Source organism: Geodermatophilaceae bacterium NBWT11, from assembly GCA_014218215.1.
Classification (GTDB): Bacteria; Actinomycetota; Actinomycetes; order Mycobacteriales; family Geodermatophilaceae; genus Klenkia.
In genome coordinates this window covers 427,557-443,896 of the sequence record CP043652.1, presented here as the reverse complement: position 1 = coordinate 443,896, position 16,340 = coordinate 427,557, and the positions used below count along the sequence as shown (strand labels likewise).

At 71.8% G+C, this 16,340-nt stretch carries 18 protein-coding genes, 1 pseudogene and 1 riboswitch; of the genes and pseudogenes, 10 read left to right on the top strand and 9 right to left on the bottom strand.

Annotation, left to right across the window (positions count from 1 at the left end; genetic code table 11):
• Positions 1-6 precede the first annotated feature (6 nt).
• Entirely contained in the window at positions 7-1,827 is a 1,821-nt protein-coding gene (locus F1C76_02120) for an SIR2 family protein (protein ID QNG35561.1), read from the top strand.
• On the opposite strand, the pseudogene F1C76_02115 reads toward F1C76_02120, so the two are convergent.
• The 6 genes and pseudogenes from F1C76_02115 to F1C76_02090 all read right to left on the bottom strand — a co-directional run bounded on the left by F1C76_02115 (position 1,644) and on the right by F1C76_02090 (position 6,562).
• Positions 1,644-2,610, bottom strand: a pseudogene (locus F1C76_02115) (restriction endonuclease). The gene F1C76_02120 and the pseudogene F1C76_02115 sit on opposite strands and share 184 nt — an antisense overlap.
• Positions 2,607-3,119 carry a hypothetical protein gene (locus F1C76_02110; protein ID QNG35560.1) on the bottom strand — a complete coding sequence of 171 codons (513 nt, stop codon included), beginning with the start codon at positions 3,117-3,119 and terminating at the stop codon, positions 2,607-2,609. Before F1C76_02110 ends, F1C76_02115 begins: the two are co-directional and overlap by 4 nt.
• 74 nt (positions 3,120-3,193) lie before the next feature.
• On the bottom strand, positions 3,194-3,787 hold the full coding sequence (locus F1C76_02105) for a hypothetical protein (protein ID QNG35559.1): 594 nt from the start codon (positions 3,785-3,787) through the stop codon (positions 3,194-3,196).
• 129 nt (positions 3,788-3,916) lie between these two features.
• Positions 3,917-4,303 carry a hypothetical protein gene (locus tag F1C76_02100; GenBank protein QNG35558.1) on the bottom strand — a complete coding sequence of 129 codons (387 nt, stop codon included), beginning with the start codon at positions 4,301-4,303 and terminating at the stop codon, positions 3,917-3,919.
• Between the two features lie 16 nt (positions 4,304-4,319).
• On the bottom strand, positions 4,320-5,705 hold the full coding sequence (locus F1C76_02095; GenBank protein QNG35557.1) for a hypothetical protein: 1,386 nt from the start codon (positions 5,703-5,705) through the stop codon (positions 4,320-4,322).
• Positions 5,702-6,562, bottom strand: coding sequence for a hypothetical protein (locus F1C76_02090; protein ID QNG35556.1), 861 nt, complete (start codon positions 6,560-6,562; stop codon positions 5,702-5,704). Before F1C76_02090 ends, F1C76_02095 begins: the two co-directional genes overlap by 4 nt.
• Before the next feature lie 84 nt (positions 6,563-6,646).
• Here F1C76_02090 and F1C76_02085 point away from each other — a divergent pair, with 84 nt between their 5' ends.
• From F1C76_02085 to F1C76_02060, 6 genes are all read left to right on the top strand, one after another.
• Positions 6,647-7,309: an NUDIX hydrolase gene (locus F1C76_02085; protein QNG35555.1), complete on the top strand. Its 663-nt coding sequence runs from the start codon at positions 6,647-6,649 to the stop codon at positions 7,307-7,309.
• 416 nt (positions 7,310-7,725) lie between these two features.
• Positions 7,726-8,322, top strand: a complete 597-nt coding sequence (locus tag F1C76_02080) for a hypothetical protein (protein QNG35554.1) — start codon at positions 7,726-7,728, stop codon at positions 8,320-8,322.
• Entirely contained in the window at positions 8,319-9,353 is a 1,035-nt protein-coding gene (locus F1C76_02075; GenBank protein ID QNG35553.1) for a helix-turn-helix domain-containing protein, read from the top strand. Before F1C76_02080 ends, F1C76_02075 begins: the two co-directional genes overlap by 4 nt.
• Position 9,354: 1 nt before the next feature.
• On the top strand, positions 9,355-10,035 hold the full coding sequence (locus tag F1C76_02070; GenBank protein ID QNG35552.1) for a hypothetical protein: 681 nt from the start codon (positions 9,355-9,357) through the stop codon (positions 10,033-10,035).
• Positions 10,032-11,666 (top strand): AAA family ATPase, encoded by a 1,635-nt coding sequence (locus F1C76_02065; protein ID QNG35551.1) that lies wholly within the window; start codon positions 10,032-10,034, stop codon positions 11,664-11,666. Before F1C76_02070 ends, F1C76_02065 begins: the two co-directional genes overlap by 4 nt.
• Before the next feature lie 80 nt (positions 11,667-11,746).
• Positions 11,747-12,268, top strand: coding sequence for a hypothetical protein (locus tag F1C76_02060; GenBank protein QNG38944.1), 522 nt, complete (start codon positions 11,747-11,749; stop codon positions 12,266-12,268).
• 9 nt (positions 12,269-12,277) lie between these two features.
• Here F1C76_02060 and F1C76_02055 read toward each other — a convergent pair whose 3' ends face one another.
• The 3 genes from F1C76_02055 to F1C76_02045 form a co-directional block, all read right to left on the bottom strand.
• Positions 12,278-12,703, bottom strand: coding sequence for a hypothetical protein (locus F1C76_02055; GenBank protein QNG35550.1), 426 nt, complete (start codon positions 12,701-12,703; stop codon positions 12,278-12,280).
• A gap of 913 nt (positions 12,704-13,616) precedes the next feature.
• Positions 13,617-13,838 (bottom strand): antitoxin, encoded by a 222-nt coding sequence (locus F1C76_02050; protein ID QNG35549.1) that lies wholly within the window; start codon positions 13,836-13,838, stop codon positions 13,617-13,619.
• A gap of 42 nt (positions 13,839-13,880) precedes the next feature.
• On the bottom strand, positions 13,881-14,321 hold the full coding sequence (locus tag F1C76_02045) for a hypothetical protein (protein QNG35548.1): 441 nt from the start codon (positions 14,319-14,321) through the stop codon (positions 13,881-13,883).
• A gap of 90 nt (positions 14,322-14,411) precedes the next feature.
• Positions 14,412-14,528, top strand: a riboswitch (SAM riboswitch).
• A 32-nt stretch (positions 14,529-14,560) separates the two neighbouring features.
• Here F1C76_02045 and F1C76_02040 point away from each other — a divergent pair.
• From F1C76_02040 to F1C76_02030, 3 genes are all read left to right on the top strand, one after another.
• Positions 14,561-14,962, top strand: a complete 402-nt coding sequence (locus tag F1C76_02040) for a hypothetical protein (GenBank protein QNG35547.1) — start codon at positions 14,561-14,563, stop codon at positions 14,960-14,962.
• Between the two features lie 66 nt (positions 14,963-15,028).
• On the top strand, positions 15,029-15,310 hold the full coding sequence (locus tag F1C76_02035) for a hypothetical protein (protein QNG35546.1): 282 nt from the start codon (positions 15,029-15,031) through the stop codon (positions 15,308-15,310).
• A 20-nt stretch (positions 15,311-15,330) separates the two neighbouring features.
• On the top strand, positions 15,331-16,278 hold the full coding sequence (locus tag F1C76_02030; protein QNG35545.1) for a D-2-hydroxyacid dehydrogenase family protein: 948 nt from the start codon (positions 15,331-15,333) through the stop codon (positions 16,276-16,278).
• Positions 16,279-16,340 lie beyond the last annotated feature (62 nt).

Below are 16,340 nucleotides of genomic sequence, written 5' to 3'. Positions count from 1 at the left end.
GCAGGAATGCTGCACGAATGGGTGACATCTAATCTGTGGTGCAGAGCCGCTCAGGACGCCCGCGCCCCACCCCGTGGAGGGACCGCCGTCATGGTTGAGCGAGCGGGACCTGATGATGGAGCCGTGACCGGTCACGTGTTCGTCGTCCGCAGCAGCGTCGAGGGCATCGTGTGCGATGACCTCGTCGTGTCCACAGATGGCCGGGGACCTGCCGGCGTACGCAGGTCGTGGTGGACCGCGTTGGGGTGGGCATCTGAAGCAGACCGGTCAGCCGCGCGGCCAGAGGACGCACGGGGGCGGTGGACCCGGCTTGCGTCCAGCACCGGTGTCGAGCCGGGGCGATGGCTGCTCGCCGTCGGGTCTCGACAAAGTGCAGGCCCATCCTGGGTCGCCGACGGCGTTCGCGAGGTGCTGGAGGCCATCGCTTCCCAGAGTGCCGAGCACCTGACCCCGGGACGGCCGAGGCGGGTGGCAGTACCAGTCTTCGGGGTGGACGGCGGTGGCCTCGACGGGCAGCGCGGTGAAGTCGTTGAGAAGCTGCTGGAGGCGTGCGAGGACGCAGCCCAACTGCACGGCCTGGATGTGGTCATCGTCGCGAGAGCGGCCTCTGACTACTCGGCGCTCCAATCCCTCCGGCGCAGGGCACCTGGGCGAGGACTCGCCAAACACCTCCAGGAGGACGCTCGACGACTGGGCGACCTGGCACTGCGCGGCCAGCTCGCGCTCTTCATGGGAGCCGGGACAGGGGTCGCGGCTGGTCTTCCGCTCTGGAGCGGTCTGCTGGCGCGCCTGGCCGAAGGCGTGCGCATTCCTGGCGGAGCTGAAGCACTTGGCCGCATGAACCCGCTGGACGCCGCCGAGGTGCTGCGGCGAGCATTCGGCAAAGCGAGCGGCGAGACGCGTTCGCTGGGTGAGCGGGTCGCCGACGTGATCAGCACGCCCCCTCGGTTCGCGCTCAGCCACGCACTGCTCGCGGCCCTGGACGTCGGCAACGCGATCACCACGAACTTTGACGACCTGTACGAACGCGCCGTCGAGAGCGCGACCGGCGCCCGGCCCCGAGTCCTGCTCCCGAAGGGAGAGCAACCAGAGGGCGACTGGCGACAGTGGCTGCTCAAGCTGCACGGGGACGCCAGCGAGCCGGACACCATCGTCCTGGACCGTCGATCGTTCGTCCGTTACGACGCCGAGCAGCGCCCGCTGGCCGCGGTCCTGCAAGCCACGCTGCTGACCCGCCACCTGTTCGTGGTGGGCGCCTCCATGAACGACGACAACGTCATCAGGCTCGTACACGAGGTGGCGGTCCTGAAGGAGAAGCGAGGTGGCAAGGCCGAGCTGGGCACCGTTGTGACACTCCAGGACGATCCTCTCTCCGCAGATCTCTGGGCGCCGGAGCTGCGCTACCTCGCGGTCGGTGGCGCCGCACCCGCCGAGGAGACGGATGATGAGCGCACGGCCCGGATGGTGGGCGCGGCCCGGGAGCTCGACGTGTTCCTCGACCGCGTCGCGCAGCACGCGGCTCGCGGCACCGCCACCCTCCTGGACCCGAGGTACTCGGCACTGATCCGGGACGACGACGAGCGCACGACGGCTCATAAGCTCGCACAGTTGCGGAGCTGGGTCGAGAAGTGGGCGACGTCCGGTCAGCATGCCGATGACTGGCGCGACGTCCTCGATGCCTTGGACTCGGCGGGCGGATCGTCGGCCGACTCCCAGGCGGCGAGCGCGGCGCCCCTGAAGACCTGGTCCCTGTGCCACGCGACGTGCACAGATGCGGGAAGCGGCGTACCGGGTCGACCGGACAGAGGACGGCCGTGGAGCCCGTAGACCTGTCGGCCCTCCTCGGTCCTCGCCGTGAAAGAACCAGACACCGTGACCCGGTGCTGGTCGTCAAGCCCCAGGACTCCTCGGTCGAACAGCTTGTGGTGGAGCATGCACAGTGCCAAACCGTTGTCCAGATCATCCGGACCGTCGAAGGCAAACCAGCGAACGTGCGCCGCCTCGAGCCCCACCGGGATGCCAGCGACCTGGCCGTCGTAACCGCAGAACGCGCACTGCCGATCCCAGGCTTCGACCACGGACATCCGCCACGTCGTGTCCCGCCGGCGCAGCCTCGTCGACGGGCTGACGGCTGTCTCCACCAGCTCCACGAGGCCGACGGCAGTGAGGACGTCGTCGGAGATGCTGGCAGGGAACTGACTGTCCACGAGCGAGCGAGCGAGCCAGCTCGGCGACAGCGGCCGGGGTCGACAGGAGGTGCTTCTCGATGTCCGGGACGAAGGACCCGTTGACTCCCTCCCGACGAAGAGGCCCTACTGAGTCCATGGCAACGTCGTGGTCCAGTTGCCAGACGGCGTCCGCTCGGAGTCGGGTGAACGGGTACGCGGCACTCTGCGCAGGCGATGTCCGGGACGCCGGACCGAACTCGGCGATGAGCTCTGCGAGTTGGATCTCGGCGATCGACCACGGCACCGCCGAACTGCCGGTTAACTGCAGTCGACCGAGAGCGAGCAGCACCAGCAGCGGTTTGTGTGGCGACCGGGTGCCGTCGCGGCGGTGCTGTTTCAGGCTTCCGAAACGTCGGAGGACGTCGTCGGCGGTAGACGTCATTCTCCCGACAAGGTGTCGATGAGCGCGTCGTCGCGGACGGCGTCGATACCCAAGCCCTTCAGCGCATCGACGAGCACCTGCGCCCGCGCTGGGTCGATCTCGAGGTAGTCGCCGTTGAGCGTCGTCGTGACGCGGCGGGCGCCGACGGGCGGTGATTCCAGCGCAGCCCACGCCTCGACGTCGCTCTCCGCGAACAACTCCAACGTCAGCGCGGTCGGCATGGGCGGCCAGTCGCCGTCCTGGACGGCGCCGGTGTCGTCCCACGAGTACGGCGACTCCGGAGTGAGGTCTTCGTCCTCCATCTCCTCCGCGCTCTCGGGCGCACCCGGGACCCACGTCGCGCTGAGCTCGCGGTTGAGATCCATGGCCTGGCCAATGGTGGTGCACTCCTTCACCCGCGCAATTGCGTCGCTCAATGCCCGTGCGCGATCTCTGTCGATGACGCAGAGCGATTCGTGCAGTGGGTAGACCCCGTAGACCACATTGCTCGGCCGTGCATCACCCGTCATGCCACCCAGGCAATCAGAACGGTGACCCAGGTGACAAGCGGTTGGCGTCCACCGGATCCCGTCGAAGCGGTCGGTCAGGCCTGGACCCCCGCTGCGCGGAGCAATTGGGCCAGCCGGCCGATCTCGGACGCGGCAGGTGTGGTGGTGAGTGATGCCTGAAGGTGAGCCCACATGTCCTTCATGGTCAGGAAGCTGAAGGAACACCCGTCCAGATGCTTGGCGATGGTCGGGTCCGCCGACCACACTGCCGCGGCGGCGGTGGGATCATCCGAACCTGGACCCTTGAGTGCGGTGACCGCGATGGAGTAGTGGAAGTCGCGCTGACCAGCCGCCTTCTCGACCTCATCCCGAAAGGCCTCGGACCACTCCGGCCGCCACAGCTCACGGAAGTGGCGCCATGTTGCCCGCTTGGGGTTGGCCTTCTCCTCGCGCAGCTCGGCCAGCTTCGCTGCAGGGAAGAAGCCAGCCTGCCAGGCCTTGCACGACACGACCCGGACTCGATCGGGCCCAGATCGGCGCGGATGAATGCCGATGACGTCTACGTCGCTGGCTACTGAGTGCTCGTGTGCGCTGTAGCCCGGGAAAGTCTTCGACGGCCGGAACTTCAGGTTGTGGCGGGTGAAGTAGCCGTTGAGCTGCAGGTAGTCCTCGACGACCTGCTCCAGCACGTCCTCTTTCACTGGTCTTTCTCCCACATCGGGCCGTCTGATTTCCCACAGGCAGCGCCGTTGAGCAGGGACGGGCCGATGCAACGTCCGCTCTGCAGCGATGAGCATGTCTCGCAGCGCGGCACGACCTCACCAGGCATGGCCCGCCACCAGGCTGCGAATCTCGGCGATGTCGCCGTCCAGCTCGCGCTGGGTGTCTGCCGTCCAGGCCATGGCCAGAGCCTCGCAGATGGCCGTTGCCGCCGTGAGCTCCCGCATGGTGTCCTCGTAGCCCTCGGGCACCACCATGTCGGCGAGCCCGTCCCGGGCGTGCGTCTCCGCCCCGCCCTTGTAGCGTTCGCCCACCCACCGCCGCAGCAGGTCCAGGGCCACCCGGGACCTGCCCCCGATGTCGGCACCGCCACTCCTCTGCAGCTCTCGCACCACTGCGGTGGCCAGCACGACCCGCTCGTCGAGCAGCTGTCCCGCGTTCCAGCGGGCGACCGCTCCTGGATCCGATGACGCGACCAACCTCATGGTGTCCCTCCCCTGATCAGCGCACGCGCTCGAGCGCGGCGGTGAAGCTGTCGTTCCAGAGCCCCAGGTGGGGGCAGGTCTCGGCGACCCGCTCGGTCGCCTCCCGTGCCGACAGACTTTCGGTCCTGCGCAGCCAGGCCCGCAGCACCAGGCCGGTCCGGGACTGCCCCGCGAAGCAGTGCACCAGCACCGGGCGCCCCTCGGCCCGCAGCGCAGCCATGTCGTCCAGGACGTCGGCGAGCACGGCGTCCAGCTCGCTGTTGGCGTCGTCGTCGGTCAGGTAGGCGAACCGCTGGACTTCGTGGCCGAACGGCTCGCCGGTCCGGCACAACGACACGACGGCGAAGTCCCGTGAGCTGTGGCGCGCACCGTCCAGGTCGCTGGCCCACACGCCGTCCGCAACCTCCCGGGGCTCGATCCCTCGGGTCTGCGGCGCCTCGTACCTCGCCGTCGAACCGTCGGTGAGCCCTGCGGTGAGGGCGTGCACGTCCGTCAGGTCCCACTGGTGGTCGCCGTGCCCGGGCACCCGGCCGTGCACGACCGATGTCCAGCGCATCGGGATGCCGGCGATGCCGAAGACCGCGCCGGCCAGTCCGCCGGCGACGGCGGCGACCGTGTCGGTGTCCCCGCCCAGGTCGATCACCCGGCGCATCACCTGCGCGAACGACGTCGCCCCGCGCAGCGCCCAGAACGCCTGCCCCAGCGTCGGCCAGATTGCGCCGTTGCTCTCGGTCGCGTCCGCCGGCGTCCAGTCCGGGGCCAACACGGTCGCCCATCGGTCGCGGTGCTCGGGTGCCACCGCGGCCAGGGCGTCGTCGATGGCGGCCAGCGGGTCCCCGCCGTCCAGGGCGACCCGGACGAGCTCGTGGAAGACCGCGCAGCCCTCCCCGGCGGACGGGTCACCGTGGGTGAGCGCGGAGATCCATCGCGCGGCGTTCATCGTCGCCGTCCTCCCCTGGGGTGCGAAGAACACGGCCGCGGGCGTCGTCCGCATGAGCGAGCCGTTGCCGGCGGCATGCCCGGATCGGGCGAAGTGCTCGCTCGCGGCGACGTCCCACGGCCAGCCGGAACCCAGGACGGCACGGGTCTGGGTGCCGATGTCCGGCGGGGGAGCGTCGGCCCACCGGCGAAACCTCTCGAAGAGGTCGGCCTCGTCCAGGCCGCCGCGCTCGACCAGCGACTGCGCGACCAGCAGGGCCATCTGCGTGTCGTCGGTGAACTCGCCCGGCTCCCAGCCGAGCGACCCGCCGCCGCACATCTCCGTGGCCGACCCGCGGGCGTCAACGGGGAATCGGGCCGAGAAGCGCCCCGCCAGTCCGAACTCGAACGGGGCGCCGAGGGCGTCCCCGACGGCGGAGCCGATGACCGCGCCGGCGGCGCGGTGCGAGCGGGGCATGGTCATGACGCCTCCAGGACGGGGTGGGTGAGGTCGAGGGCGTTCAGGTGCACGGTGCGGTCGCGCCAGCGGACGTCGTCCACCCGCACGCGGCCACCCCCGCTGTACCGGCGGCCCGCGCCGGCGCCGCGGACCGCGGTCAGGTCGGTGCCCTGCACCCGCTCGGCGAAGGCGCGGGCCAGGGCCGCGGTGGTCCGGACCGCCGGGCGGCCGAGCGCGTCGAGGGCGGCTGCCTCGAGGAGCGGCATCCAGTGCTCGGTCAAGGACCGGCGGGAGCCGAAGAGCTCGAGCGACACCGGTCGGCCGGCAATCCCCAGCAGGACGCCGCTCTGCCCGGCCAGGGGCGTAAGGCCCGCGGTGAGGCGCTCGGCCTCGGGACGGGTGCGGTCCAGCCGGTCGAGCAGTGAGTCGGTGGGGGAGGGGCCGGCGACCGCGGTGTAGCCGGACACCCGGCGCCACACCCGGGCCTGAGCATCGGGGTGCTCGAGGTCGGGCCGCAGCGCGACGGGTGCCCGGCGCGCCTGGCGGCGGTGCGCCTCGCCGCCACCCCATCGGCCGTGCTCGACGCAGAGCACAGGCAGCACCGTCGGGGTGGCCGGTGCCAGCACGGTGGACGCTGTGAGAGTTCGGTTCTGCCAGCCGCCCTCGAGCAGTTCGCCGGCCAGCAGGAGGACGGGCTTCTCGGTCCGGTTGGTGACGACGAGCTGGTCGACGGACGGCGAGCCGGCCCGCTCCACCACGTCGACCTGGGCCGCAGCGCCGGTGAGCAGGCCGGTGACGGGCGCGGCGTCCGTCCAGACCGGGAAGACGGTGAGGGAGCCGCGGTGGGTGCCCTGCCCAACGTGCAGTCGGATGCGGGTCATGCTGACCACCCCGTTCTAGTTAGCGCAAGTTAGCGCAAGTTCGCTGTAACAAGAGATAGGCGGGTTCTGCGCTAAAGTCAAGCCGTGCACCTCGACTCCGCAGGCAAGGCCCTCACCGATTACGAGCGCCCGTCCCTCGCGGTCGACACCGCAGTGCTGACGGTCCCGCCGGACTCGTCGACCCTCGACGTGCTGGTGGTCCGTTCGGACGACGGGACCTGGCGGCTGCCGGGGACCTTCCTCCACGAGGGGGAGCGGCTCGCCGACGCCGTCCAGCGCTCGTTGCGGGTGAAGGTGGGTCTCCGGGGACGCGATCCCGAGCAGTTGCGGGTGTTCGACGACCCGGCGCGGGACAGCCGTGGCTGGGTGCTCAGCGTCGCGCACGTCGACGTCGTCCCGTGGGCCGAGCTGGCGCCGGTGCTCGAGCGCCGTCCGGACGACGTCACCCACCGCCCGTGCGACGAGGTGCGCGGCCTGGCGTTCGACCACGACGCGATCGTGATGCTTGCCGCCGAGCACGTCCGCGCCGGCTACCGCGCCGACCCCGACCCCGCCGGCCTGGTCACCGAGCCGTTCACCCTGCGGGAACTGCGCCTGGTGCACGAGGCCGTGCTCGGTCGGCTGCCCCGCTCGGCGGACACGTTCCGGCGGGCGATGCTCCCGTCCCTGGACGAGGTGTCGGGGGAGGTGCGGGAGGGGACCGTCGGCAAGCCGGCGCAGCTCTACCGGCGCCGGCCGGCCCGCTGAGCGACGGGGTGGGTCACGCCGTCGGACGCGACCCACCCCGCTGCAGTCACTCCAGGTCGACGTCGCCCAGGTCCTGGCGGCTGACGCGCGAGAGCTTGCCGAGCTTCCTCAGCTCGCGGAACGGGTCGCGGTGGGACCGCCCGAGGCGGCGGTCCCTGTGGGGCCGGCAGACCCGGCAGCCCTTCCACTGCTTGTGCGGGGAGTGAGCCATGGGGGCTCCTTGTCCGTGACTACACCCGCCACGGAGGGCGGGGTAGTCCGCTCCGCTCCACGGGCCGAACCTAGCGCGTCGGAGCCGGGAGGAGCGATGGCCGGGGGTTTTGTCGGACCCCTGTGCCACAGTCCGCATCCGGTCGTCACGGGGGCGACCAGCACGGGGGTGTGGGTTGGTCGAGTACGGAGTGGTTCGGGGGCAGGTGTGCCCGGAGTGCGGCGTCGAGGACGCGGTGCGCGTGGTGCACGGCATGCCGACGGCGGAGTTGGCGCTGGCCGCCGAGCGTGGCCTGGTCGCGTTGGCCGGGTGCATCGTGTTCGAGGACCAGGCGGCGTTCGTCTGCCGTGGGTGCTCGCACGATTGGGGGTCCCACGACGACCCCACGACCGACGAGCGGGAGCTCGCCGACCTGCTCGGGGTCGGGGGCGAGGACGTCGTCCGCGCGGTGGGCGCCGGGTGGCGGCGGGTGAGTCTGGACGACGCCGGGGTGGACTGGTTCGTCAGCGGTGAGCCGGCGCAGGTGGCCCTCGGCGTGGGGCTCGGGACGTTGACCCTGGCGCCGGTCGCCGCCGCCGGGGACGTCGAGGTCGCGTGGGACCAGGGGCGGTCCTTCAGTCGGGACGATCTGCTCTGCTCCCCGGAGTGGCTCGCCGCAGCGGCCGACGAGTTCGCACGGGCTCGGCGGCGCAGCTTCCGCTGGTGCCCCACCTGCCGCCGTCCGCACGCCCCGGAGGACTTCTCGGGCTACCGCGGAGTCTGCAACGACTGCGCCGGGCGGCACCACGGGATCGACCGGTGAGCGGCGTACGTCGCCGGTGGACCGACCGGTTGCCCACCGAGGCCGAGATGAACTCCCCGGACTGGCACCCGGCCGAGGAGATGCCGCAGGGGCCCATCCCCACCGGCGTGGAGTTCCGGGCCATGCGCGCGGTCCTGGGGCTGAGTCTCCCGGAGCTTGCCCAGAGGACGCGCCTGCGCGTCCACCGGCTGGCGGCCATCGAGAACCGAGCGGCCCCGCACGCCGACATCGACGAGCAGGTCCTGCACGTGGTGCTCATGAAGTCCGGCGTCCGCTGGCACCCCGACCTGGCCCGGCAGCAGCAGGTCGCAGGACTCACCACGGAGGTGCACGACCTGGCGCAGCTGCTCGACGACACCGACTCCGGCGGTCTCGCGGACCTGGCGAGGCTGGCCGGCTCTGAGGTCCAGCTGCGCGTGGGCCACGACCACGTGTGGCTGGGCGGTCCCGGTGCCGAGGTGGCGCTGGCCTTCCCGTTCGATCTCGTGGACTTCTGGGACGTCGTCGAGGACGTCGCTGCTGGCGCGGCACCGCTCCCGCCACCGGCCAGGGTCCCCGAGCCCGACGACGATGACGACGATGGCGTCTCCGTGTCCGAGCTCGAGCGGGTCGTCGAAGCGCAGGTGGGGCTCCCGGTGGGCCTCCTGGTCGACGTGCTCGGCGGCGGATGGCGCCGCGGCGCCGACGTGCTGGAGGCCGAGGGAGGGTTGCTCTCTCGGACCTGGTTCGTCAGCGGTGAGCCCGCGCAGCTCCTGCTGGGGGTCGACCAGTCCTCCTTCGCGCTCGCCCGCCCCGAGGGCCGCTGGGAGGACCACCGGCCGGTGCTGCACCCGGTCGACCAGCACGTCCTCGACCTGACCGACCTGCTGGTCCGCCCCGCGGAGGTCGCCGCCGTCGCGGCCGCGCTGGTGGGAGCCAGCCGCGCCGCCGTCCGCTGGTGCGCGCTGTGCCGCCGGCAGCGCTCGGCATGGCACATGGATGGCGACGAGTGCCACGACTGCATGAGCGAGCACCGCGGGACGGTGTTCTGAGGTGCCGACGGCCACCGAGGTGTCAACTGCGCTCTTCGTCCAGGACGCCGCCGTCCCCCCGGCCTGGATCGCCGACGGGGACTCCGTGCGCTGGCACCAGCCCGGGTTGATGAGCGCGTGGCTCGACGGCGAGGGCCGGTGGGCGGTGGAACGACGACTGGGCATGCCGATGGAGGGCGACCTGCTCACCTGGTGGATGGCTCCGGCCGACCACGAACGGGAGGGTGCCGCCCTGGACACCCTGGCCGGGCAGGCCCGCCGGCTGCTCGACCCGCGGCTGCTGTCCCTGCTCCGCATCCGGTTGTGGCCGCTGCTCGACCTCGGGCGCGAACGGTCCCTGCGTCTCGTCGACTGGGTCGCCCGGCACGTCCTCGTCGTCCCGGTGCCGCTGGTGGGCAGCGATCTCGCGGCTCTGAACCTGGCGGTCCAGCCGCCCTCTCCGGCGCTGTTCCGCGTCGTCGGCGCCGCCACGCCGGTCCAGCATCGGTTGCTCGACGTCCGTCAGGAAGCACGGGAGAAGGCCGCGGCGCAGCGGGCCGTGCTGCGAGCCAGGCTCGACGCGGGCCGGGCCCTGGCCGCCGCGCGGCGGGCCGCCATGTCGACGGCCGAGGGCCGGTTGCCTGACATGCTGCCCGCGCGGGTGTCGGTGCCGACACCCGCGGACACGGGGGAGCGGACATGACAGCGCGGATGGTCCCGGTGGACGCGGCGTTCGCCTCGGACGCGGAGCGGTTGTTCGTCACGGCGCTGTGCGACCAGCTGCCCGACGACGCGGTGCTCATCTGCAACCAGCGGTTCACCGACCGCGGCGCCGACCGCGAGGCCGACGTCATCGTCGCCTGGCCCGGACACGGCGTCGCCGTCCTCGAGGTGAAGGGCGGCAGCGTCTCGCTGCGTGACGGGCAGTGGTGGCAGACCGGCGGCAAGAGCAAGGCCATCCACCCGGTCGAACAGGCCCTGAAGTGCAAGTACGCCCTTCGGGACTTCCTGTGGGCCGCGCCGCGGTGGTCGCGGGGCAACCCGCGGCTGGTGCACATGGTCGCCCTGCCGACGACGACGCTGCCCGAGGGCTTCGCCGCACCCGATGCGCCGCGCTGGGCGCTGATCGACCGGAGCGAGTTGCCGGTCGCGGCCGGCCGGATCTCCTCGGCCCTGCGGCAGGCGGACAACCAGCCCGACGCCCCGACCAAGGACGACGTCGACCTGCTCGTGGACTGCCTGGTCGGCACCCTGATCCCACAGGCCGACCTGGTCGCCCAGCTCGGGGAGCGGGAGGCCACCGTCGAGCTGCTGACCCGTGAGCAGGCCAAGCTGCTGGACTTCTGCGAGTCCCACGACCGGGTCGAGATCCGCGGTGGCGCGGGGTCGGGCAAGACCTGGCTGGCGGTGGAGAAGGCCCGACGGCTGACCGCCGCGGGTCAGCGGGTCGCGCTGCTCTGCTACTCCCGCGGCCTGGCCGAGTTCCTCCGCCGCCGCGTGGCCCTGCTGCCGCCCAAGCAGCAACCGGCCTACGTGGGGGAGTTCCACGCGCTCGGCATCCGGTGGGGCGTCGAACGGGGCACCGACGACGACAGTCCCTACTGGGAGGAGCGGCTGCCGCAGCAGATGGTCCAGCTGGCATCCGCGCTGCCGTCCGAGGAGCGCTTCGACGCGATCGTCGTCGACGAGGCCCAGGACTTCGACCAGTCTTGGTGGCCGGCGGTGCTCGCGTCGCTGCGCGACCCCGACGGCGGCTGCCTCTACGTGTTTGCCGACGAGGGCCAGCGCGTCTTCGCCCGGCAGGGCCGCCCCACCGTCGAGCTCGGCACCTACGACCTCAACGAGAACCTGCGGAACACCAAGCAGATCGGAGGCACGTTCTCCAGCCTGGCGCCGGCGCAGATGAGGCTGCTGGGCGGGACCGGTGCGCCCGTCCGCTTCGTGCCGTGCGCGACCGACGACGCCGTCGACGCCGCAGACGGCGTTGCCGAGGAGCTGCTCGACGAGGGCTGGCCCCCGGAGGCGCTGGCGCTGCTGACGACCTACCGCCGACACCCGGTCCAGGCCGAGCGCCAGGCCGCCGGGCAGGACGCCTACTGGGCCTCCTACTGGGACGACGAGGACCTCTTCTACGGCCACGTGCTCGGGTTCAAGGGCCTGGAGCGGCCGGCAGTCGTCCTGGCGGTCAACGGGTTCCGCGACGAGGCGCGGGCCCGGGAGATGCTCTACGTCGGGCTGTCCCGGGCCCGGGACCTGCTGGTGGTCTGCGGGGACCTGGACCTCATTCGGCGGGTGGGCGGGGACGCCGTCGCGCACCGACTCGGCGCGGTCTGACCGCGAGACAGGAGAAGCAGATGCTGAGCCCACACGACATCGACCGGCTCGTCGCAGCCCGAGGGGACCATACGTTCGGGGTGTACGACGAGGTGCTGCGGGAGGTGGAGGGACGGATCGCGGACAACGGGTCCGCTGGCAAGGCCGACATCGGCGCGCTCGTGTTCTGGAAGCGAATTCAGGCCAACGCCAAGTGGGTTCTTGACCTGCATCGCGTCTCTGATGAGGAGGTGCGGCGTGTCACGGGGCGGGCGGTCAGGGCAGTGCGGGCGAAGGGAGCGATTGTGCCTGAGCGTGCAGAGGCCGCACGCACTGAGCTCCAGGCTCTGCCGGGCTTCCGATCCAGGGCCTCGTACTCCGTGGCATCCGCCCTACTCGTCGCCGCGTCTCCCGACACCATGGCCGTGTACGACAAGCGCGCACGCATCGGGCTGACGGCCCTCGGTGTCGCTTTCCAGCCCGAGTACGGCTACGGCGCTTACATGACGCTGATCGAGTCGATGCGCCACGACGTCAACACTGCGCAAGGGTTGAGTTGGACCGCCCGAGACGTCGACCTGGGCCTCTTCCTGCTCGGCGGGGAGCCTCGGGCGGCGGGGTGACGTAGCCCGTCAGGTCGGGGGCGCTGCCGCCCCAGCGGCGAGCGCGTCCGCCCAGCGGCGGGTGACCACCAGCCAGGTCAGCAGGTCGTGCAGCCGCAGGCGCGTCAGCCGCACCCCGAGCTCTTGTTCGACGTCGGTCTCGAGCTGGGTGAACCCCGGGTCGTTCGATGTGAGGTCTCGGTGGATGACGGCCCAGGGCGTGCAGGACAGGGCCGCCGCCAAGGGGTGGACCACTCGGCGCGTGCTCGCGGTGAGCAGCGGGAAGAGGTCCCGGCGGTGGTGATGCAGCACGGCCGCTGCTCGGTCGGGGTCGCTCAGCGACTGGGCCGCATCGAGCACGTCCACGACGGGGCCCTCGTCCAGGTCCTTGACGGGGAGCTGCCAGTAGGGCCGACCGTCGGCTGCGCCCAGTACTCCATCGACCAGGGGCAGCACCCCTGCACTTCGCGGGTGAAGTCCCGGAGGTCGACCGACCGGTCCAGGCCGCAGAGTCCCTGAGCCGCCAGCACGCTCAGGAGGAGGGAGCCGGGAACGGTGTCGGCCGGTTGAGCGTCGTAGACGCCGAACGGGTAAGCCGGCACCTGCACCCAGTGCCCGGTCGCGTGGCTGGGCGTCAGGACGTGGAGCCAGCGGTCAGCCCTCGCGTACCCGCACACTGCCCGGAGAGCCTCACCGTGCGCGATCGGATCTGGGCCGCAGGTCGCCAGCTGGAGAGATGCCACGTGGTGGTTGTACTGGCGTCCTCTGACATTCCGGCCACGTCCGCAGCCGACAGCGCGCCTCGCCTGGTGCAGCTCGCACTGCTGGGAGCGCCCCATGGCCCTCTGCACAGTCGATTCCACTTGTCGGACGGGAATCTCGTGATGCAGCTCAGCTCGAGTTCAGAGCGCTGTCGTCAGGGGTGACGGCCGTTCGTGGAGCCTCGGGTCGAAACGCCCGAGTTCCCTGGATCGCCCCGTGGTGCGCTTCAGCGCGGGACGACCGTCACCGGACACCTGATGACACCGGCCCTGACCAGCCGCGCGTCGGCCATGAGCCGTGCGCACCCCAGGACCTCGGCCAGCGCGGCGTTGCTGGCGTCGCAGGCCGTGACGTTGTCGCGGAGCTCCGACACCCGCGCCAGCAGGGGCTGGACCGAGTGGCGGACCAGCCCCAGTTCTGACCACGTCGTGACAGCTCGATGAGCCGCCTCCTCGGCGATGACACCGCAGCGAGCCATCTGACGGAGGGCCTACGCGACCTCGACATCAGCCAGGTGGGGGACGTGCACCTGCTCGGTGGTGAGAGCGCTGCGGGCCGGGCCCGCGTGCAGCATGGGCCGACAGCCGCGCTGACGCATCGAGCACGATCACCGCTCGTCGCGGCCCGCGTCGAGGTGTGTCAGGAGGACATCGGTCGACACGTCGGTGTCCGGGAGCTTGTTCAGCAGTCGCGCGTTGTCCGCCCGCCGGGAAAGCATGTCGAGTTCGCGCACGGCCACCGCACTCACGGATGACCGCTCGGCCACCGCGATGACCTCCAGTCGGGCGATGACCTCGGGCGGGACGTTCCTCAGGTGCAGCGTCGCCATGACGTGATGGTCCGGACCACCACCGCGCGCGGCAAGCACGATTCAGGCAGCCGGCCACATCGGCCGGGGCAGGACACACACCGCCGCCCGCCCGTTCCCCACGTGCAGGCTGCAGTCCAGCCCCTCCCGGTCGCGCAGCACCGACTCCAATGCGGACGCCCAGGCGTGGTCGTCGGGGGAGAGCCCGGCGGGTCCACGTCGCTCCAGGCACATGGCCAGGTGCAGGTCGGCCCGGTCGACACCCTCGGACTCGGCGACGACGTCGTGCAGCTGGACCAGGTTGCCGATGGCCCGCCTGTCGGGCTCGGCGTCGAGGTCCTCGACCGGGACGCACAGCGGGACCATCGTGCCGTCGGGCCGCAGCCAGGCGAGGAAGAGAGAGCGCCGGGAGGGCTGGCTGCCGAGAGCGAGGAGGCCCTCCCAGCGCTCGGTCAGCTCGGCGTCGGTGGTCACGGGGATGGTGGGCAGCGGGGTTGCCGTCATGCCCGGCAGCCTCGCGCGAACGGCGGCCACCGCGATGATCTTGTCCACAGGGTGCGGTTCTGTCAGACCCCCGTCCTAAAGTGAGAGCCAGGTCCAGAGCGGACAGCGCACAGCCTCCCGGCTTGCTGTCCCGGCAACCTCGCTCCGCGCAAGGTGCCTCCGGGAGAAGACCGGGTCGACCGCGTCTGCGGTCGGCAAGGACGGGGCGCCAGACGGCGCCCCGGGGCGAGAGGGCTCCCATGCCTGATGACACCTCCCACGGCGACCGTTTCGAGCCGCCGTACACCGACGTCCCGCGGCACCTGCCGTCATTCGCCGACTGCGTACGGCAGGCCCCCGGTCACCGTCCGCACCACATCCAGGTCCGGTTGTCCGCCGAGGCTCTGACCCGCGACGTCGTGGTCGTGATGGACGTCGACCGGGAGTCCGCGGTCGTGGCGGCGGGCGACCAACTGCTCCGCGTCCGCACCCACGACGCCCCGCGGCTGGCCGCTCTCGTCCGCCGGCACGGGGCGGTGGCCCAGCTCGACCGGCGGCACCACCTCCTGCTGCTCGACCTGCCCGACGAAGGCCACCGGGCCGCCTTCTCCGTGCGGCTCCCCGGTGAGGGAGCCAGCCCCTGCTCTCCCGCCGACGGGTGAGACCGCCTCAACAACCACGGGGCAGGCGCCGATGCGAGCGGGACCACCCCGACAGGAGCCCGCCCCGTGGACCGCACCGTCAACGACCCCGTCTCCCCGCGCCTGCTGCTCTTCGGCGTCCTCACCCCGTTGCTGGTCGGCGGCTTCGTGCCCGCACTGGCCGGGATCGCGACGGTCTGGCTGTTCTGCGGGCTCGCGGCACTGGTGGTCACGTCGATGGGCGTCGCCGTCCGCCGGGGCGACCCGGGGGAGGACGGCGACGAGGAGTCCGTGGTCGGGGGCCACTGGTGGCGGCTGGTCGACGAGGACCCCAACACCGCCGCGGCCCGAGCAGGCAGCTGGGGCTGACCGGGAGTAGACCGGAGCACGTGCACCGCATCGCGCTCCTCGACGACCACCAGTCCGCCGCCGCCCGCTTTGCCGACTGGTCGACGCTGCCAGCCGAGGCAGAGGTGGTCGCCTTCGCCGACCACGTGGAAGACCCCGATGCCCTCGTGGCCAGGCTCCGCGGCTTCGACGTCGTCGTCGCCATGCGCGAGCGCACCGCCTTCCCCCGCGAGGTGCTGGAACGCCTCACCGACCTCCGCCTGCTGGTCACCACCGGCGCGGCCAACGCCGCCATCGACCTCGACGCGGCGAGTGACCTGGGCATCACCGTCAGCGGCACCGGCGCGCACGGGCCGGCCACCGCCGAGATGACCTGGGCGCTGATCCTCGCCGTCGCCCGCAACATCTCGGTCGAGGACGCCTCGATGCGGGCCGGCGGCTGGCAGCACACCGTCGGCCGCGATCTCGCCGGCGCCACCCTGGGCGTCATCGGGCTGGGCAACCTCGGCTCGGCGGTCGCCCGGGTTGGGCAGGCCTTCGGCATGGACGTCGTCGCGTGGAGCCAGAACCTCACCGACGAGCGCGCCGCCGAGGTCGGCGTCCGTCGGGTCGAGCGTGACGAACTGCTGCGCACGGCGGACGTCGTCTCGATCCACCTCAAGCTCTCCGACCGCACCCGCGGGCTCCTCGGCGCACCCGAGCTCGCGTTGATGAAGCCGACCGCGATCCTGGTCAACACCAGCCGCGGGCCGATCGTCGACGAGACCGCCCTCGTCGCGGCACTCCGGGACGGGACGATCCGCGGCGCCGGTCTCGACGTCTACGACACCGAACCGCTCCCGGTGGACTCCCCACTACGGGAGCTGCGCCACGCCGTCCTCACCCCGCACCTGGGCTACGTCACCGAGCGCACCTACGAGGTCTTCTGGCGCGACGCCGTCGCCGACGTCGCGGCCTGGCTGGCGGGCGCACCCGTGCGGGTGCTGTAGCGACAGTGGTCACCCTGCCGGGGGAACCGCGCCGACATCCCCGGCGCGGAACCGGATCGGTG

Excerpts from the sequence above, each read along its gene's own strand:
- F1C76_02120 (QNG35561.1), top strand. The coding sequence starts at position 7 with ATGCTGCACGAATGGGTGACATCTAATCTGTGGTGCAGAGCCGCTCAG.
- F1C76_02110 (QNG35560.1), bottom strand. The coding sequence starts at position 3,119 with ATGACGGGTGATGCACGGCCGAGCAATGTGGTCTACGGGGTCTACCCA.
- F1C76_02100 (QNG35558.1), bottom strand. The coding sequence starts at position 4,303 with ATGAGGTTGGTCGCGTCATCGGATCCAGGAGCGGTCGCCCGCTGGAAC.
- F1C76_02095 (QNG35557.1), bottom strand. The coding sequence starts at position 5,705 with ATGACCATGCCCCGCTCGCACCGCGCCGCCGGCGCGGTCATCGGCTCC.
- F1C76_02090 (QNG35556.1), bottom strand. The coding sequence starts at position 6,562 with ATGACCCGCATCCGACTGCACGTTGGGCAGGGCACCCACCGCGGCTCC.
- F1C76_02065 (QNG35551.1), top strand. The coding sequence starts at position 10,032 with ATGACAGCGCGGATGGTCCCGGTGGACGCGGCGTTCGCCTCGGACGCG.
- F1C76_02050 (QNG35549.1), bottom strand. The coding sequence starts at position 13,838 with ATGGCGACGCTGCACCTGAGGAACGTCCCGCCCGAGGTCATCGCCCGA.
- F1C76_02045 (QNG35548.1), bottom strand. The coding sequence starts at position 14,321 with ATGACGGCAACCCCGCTGCCCACCATCCCCGTGACCACCGACGCCGAG.
- F1C76_02040 (QNG35547.1), top strand. The coding sequence starts at position 14,561 with ATGCCTGATGACACCTCCCACGGCGACCGTTTCGAGCCGCCGTACACC.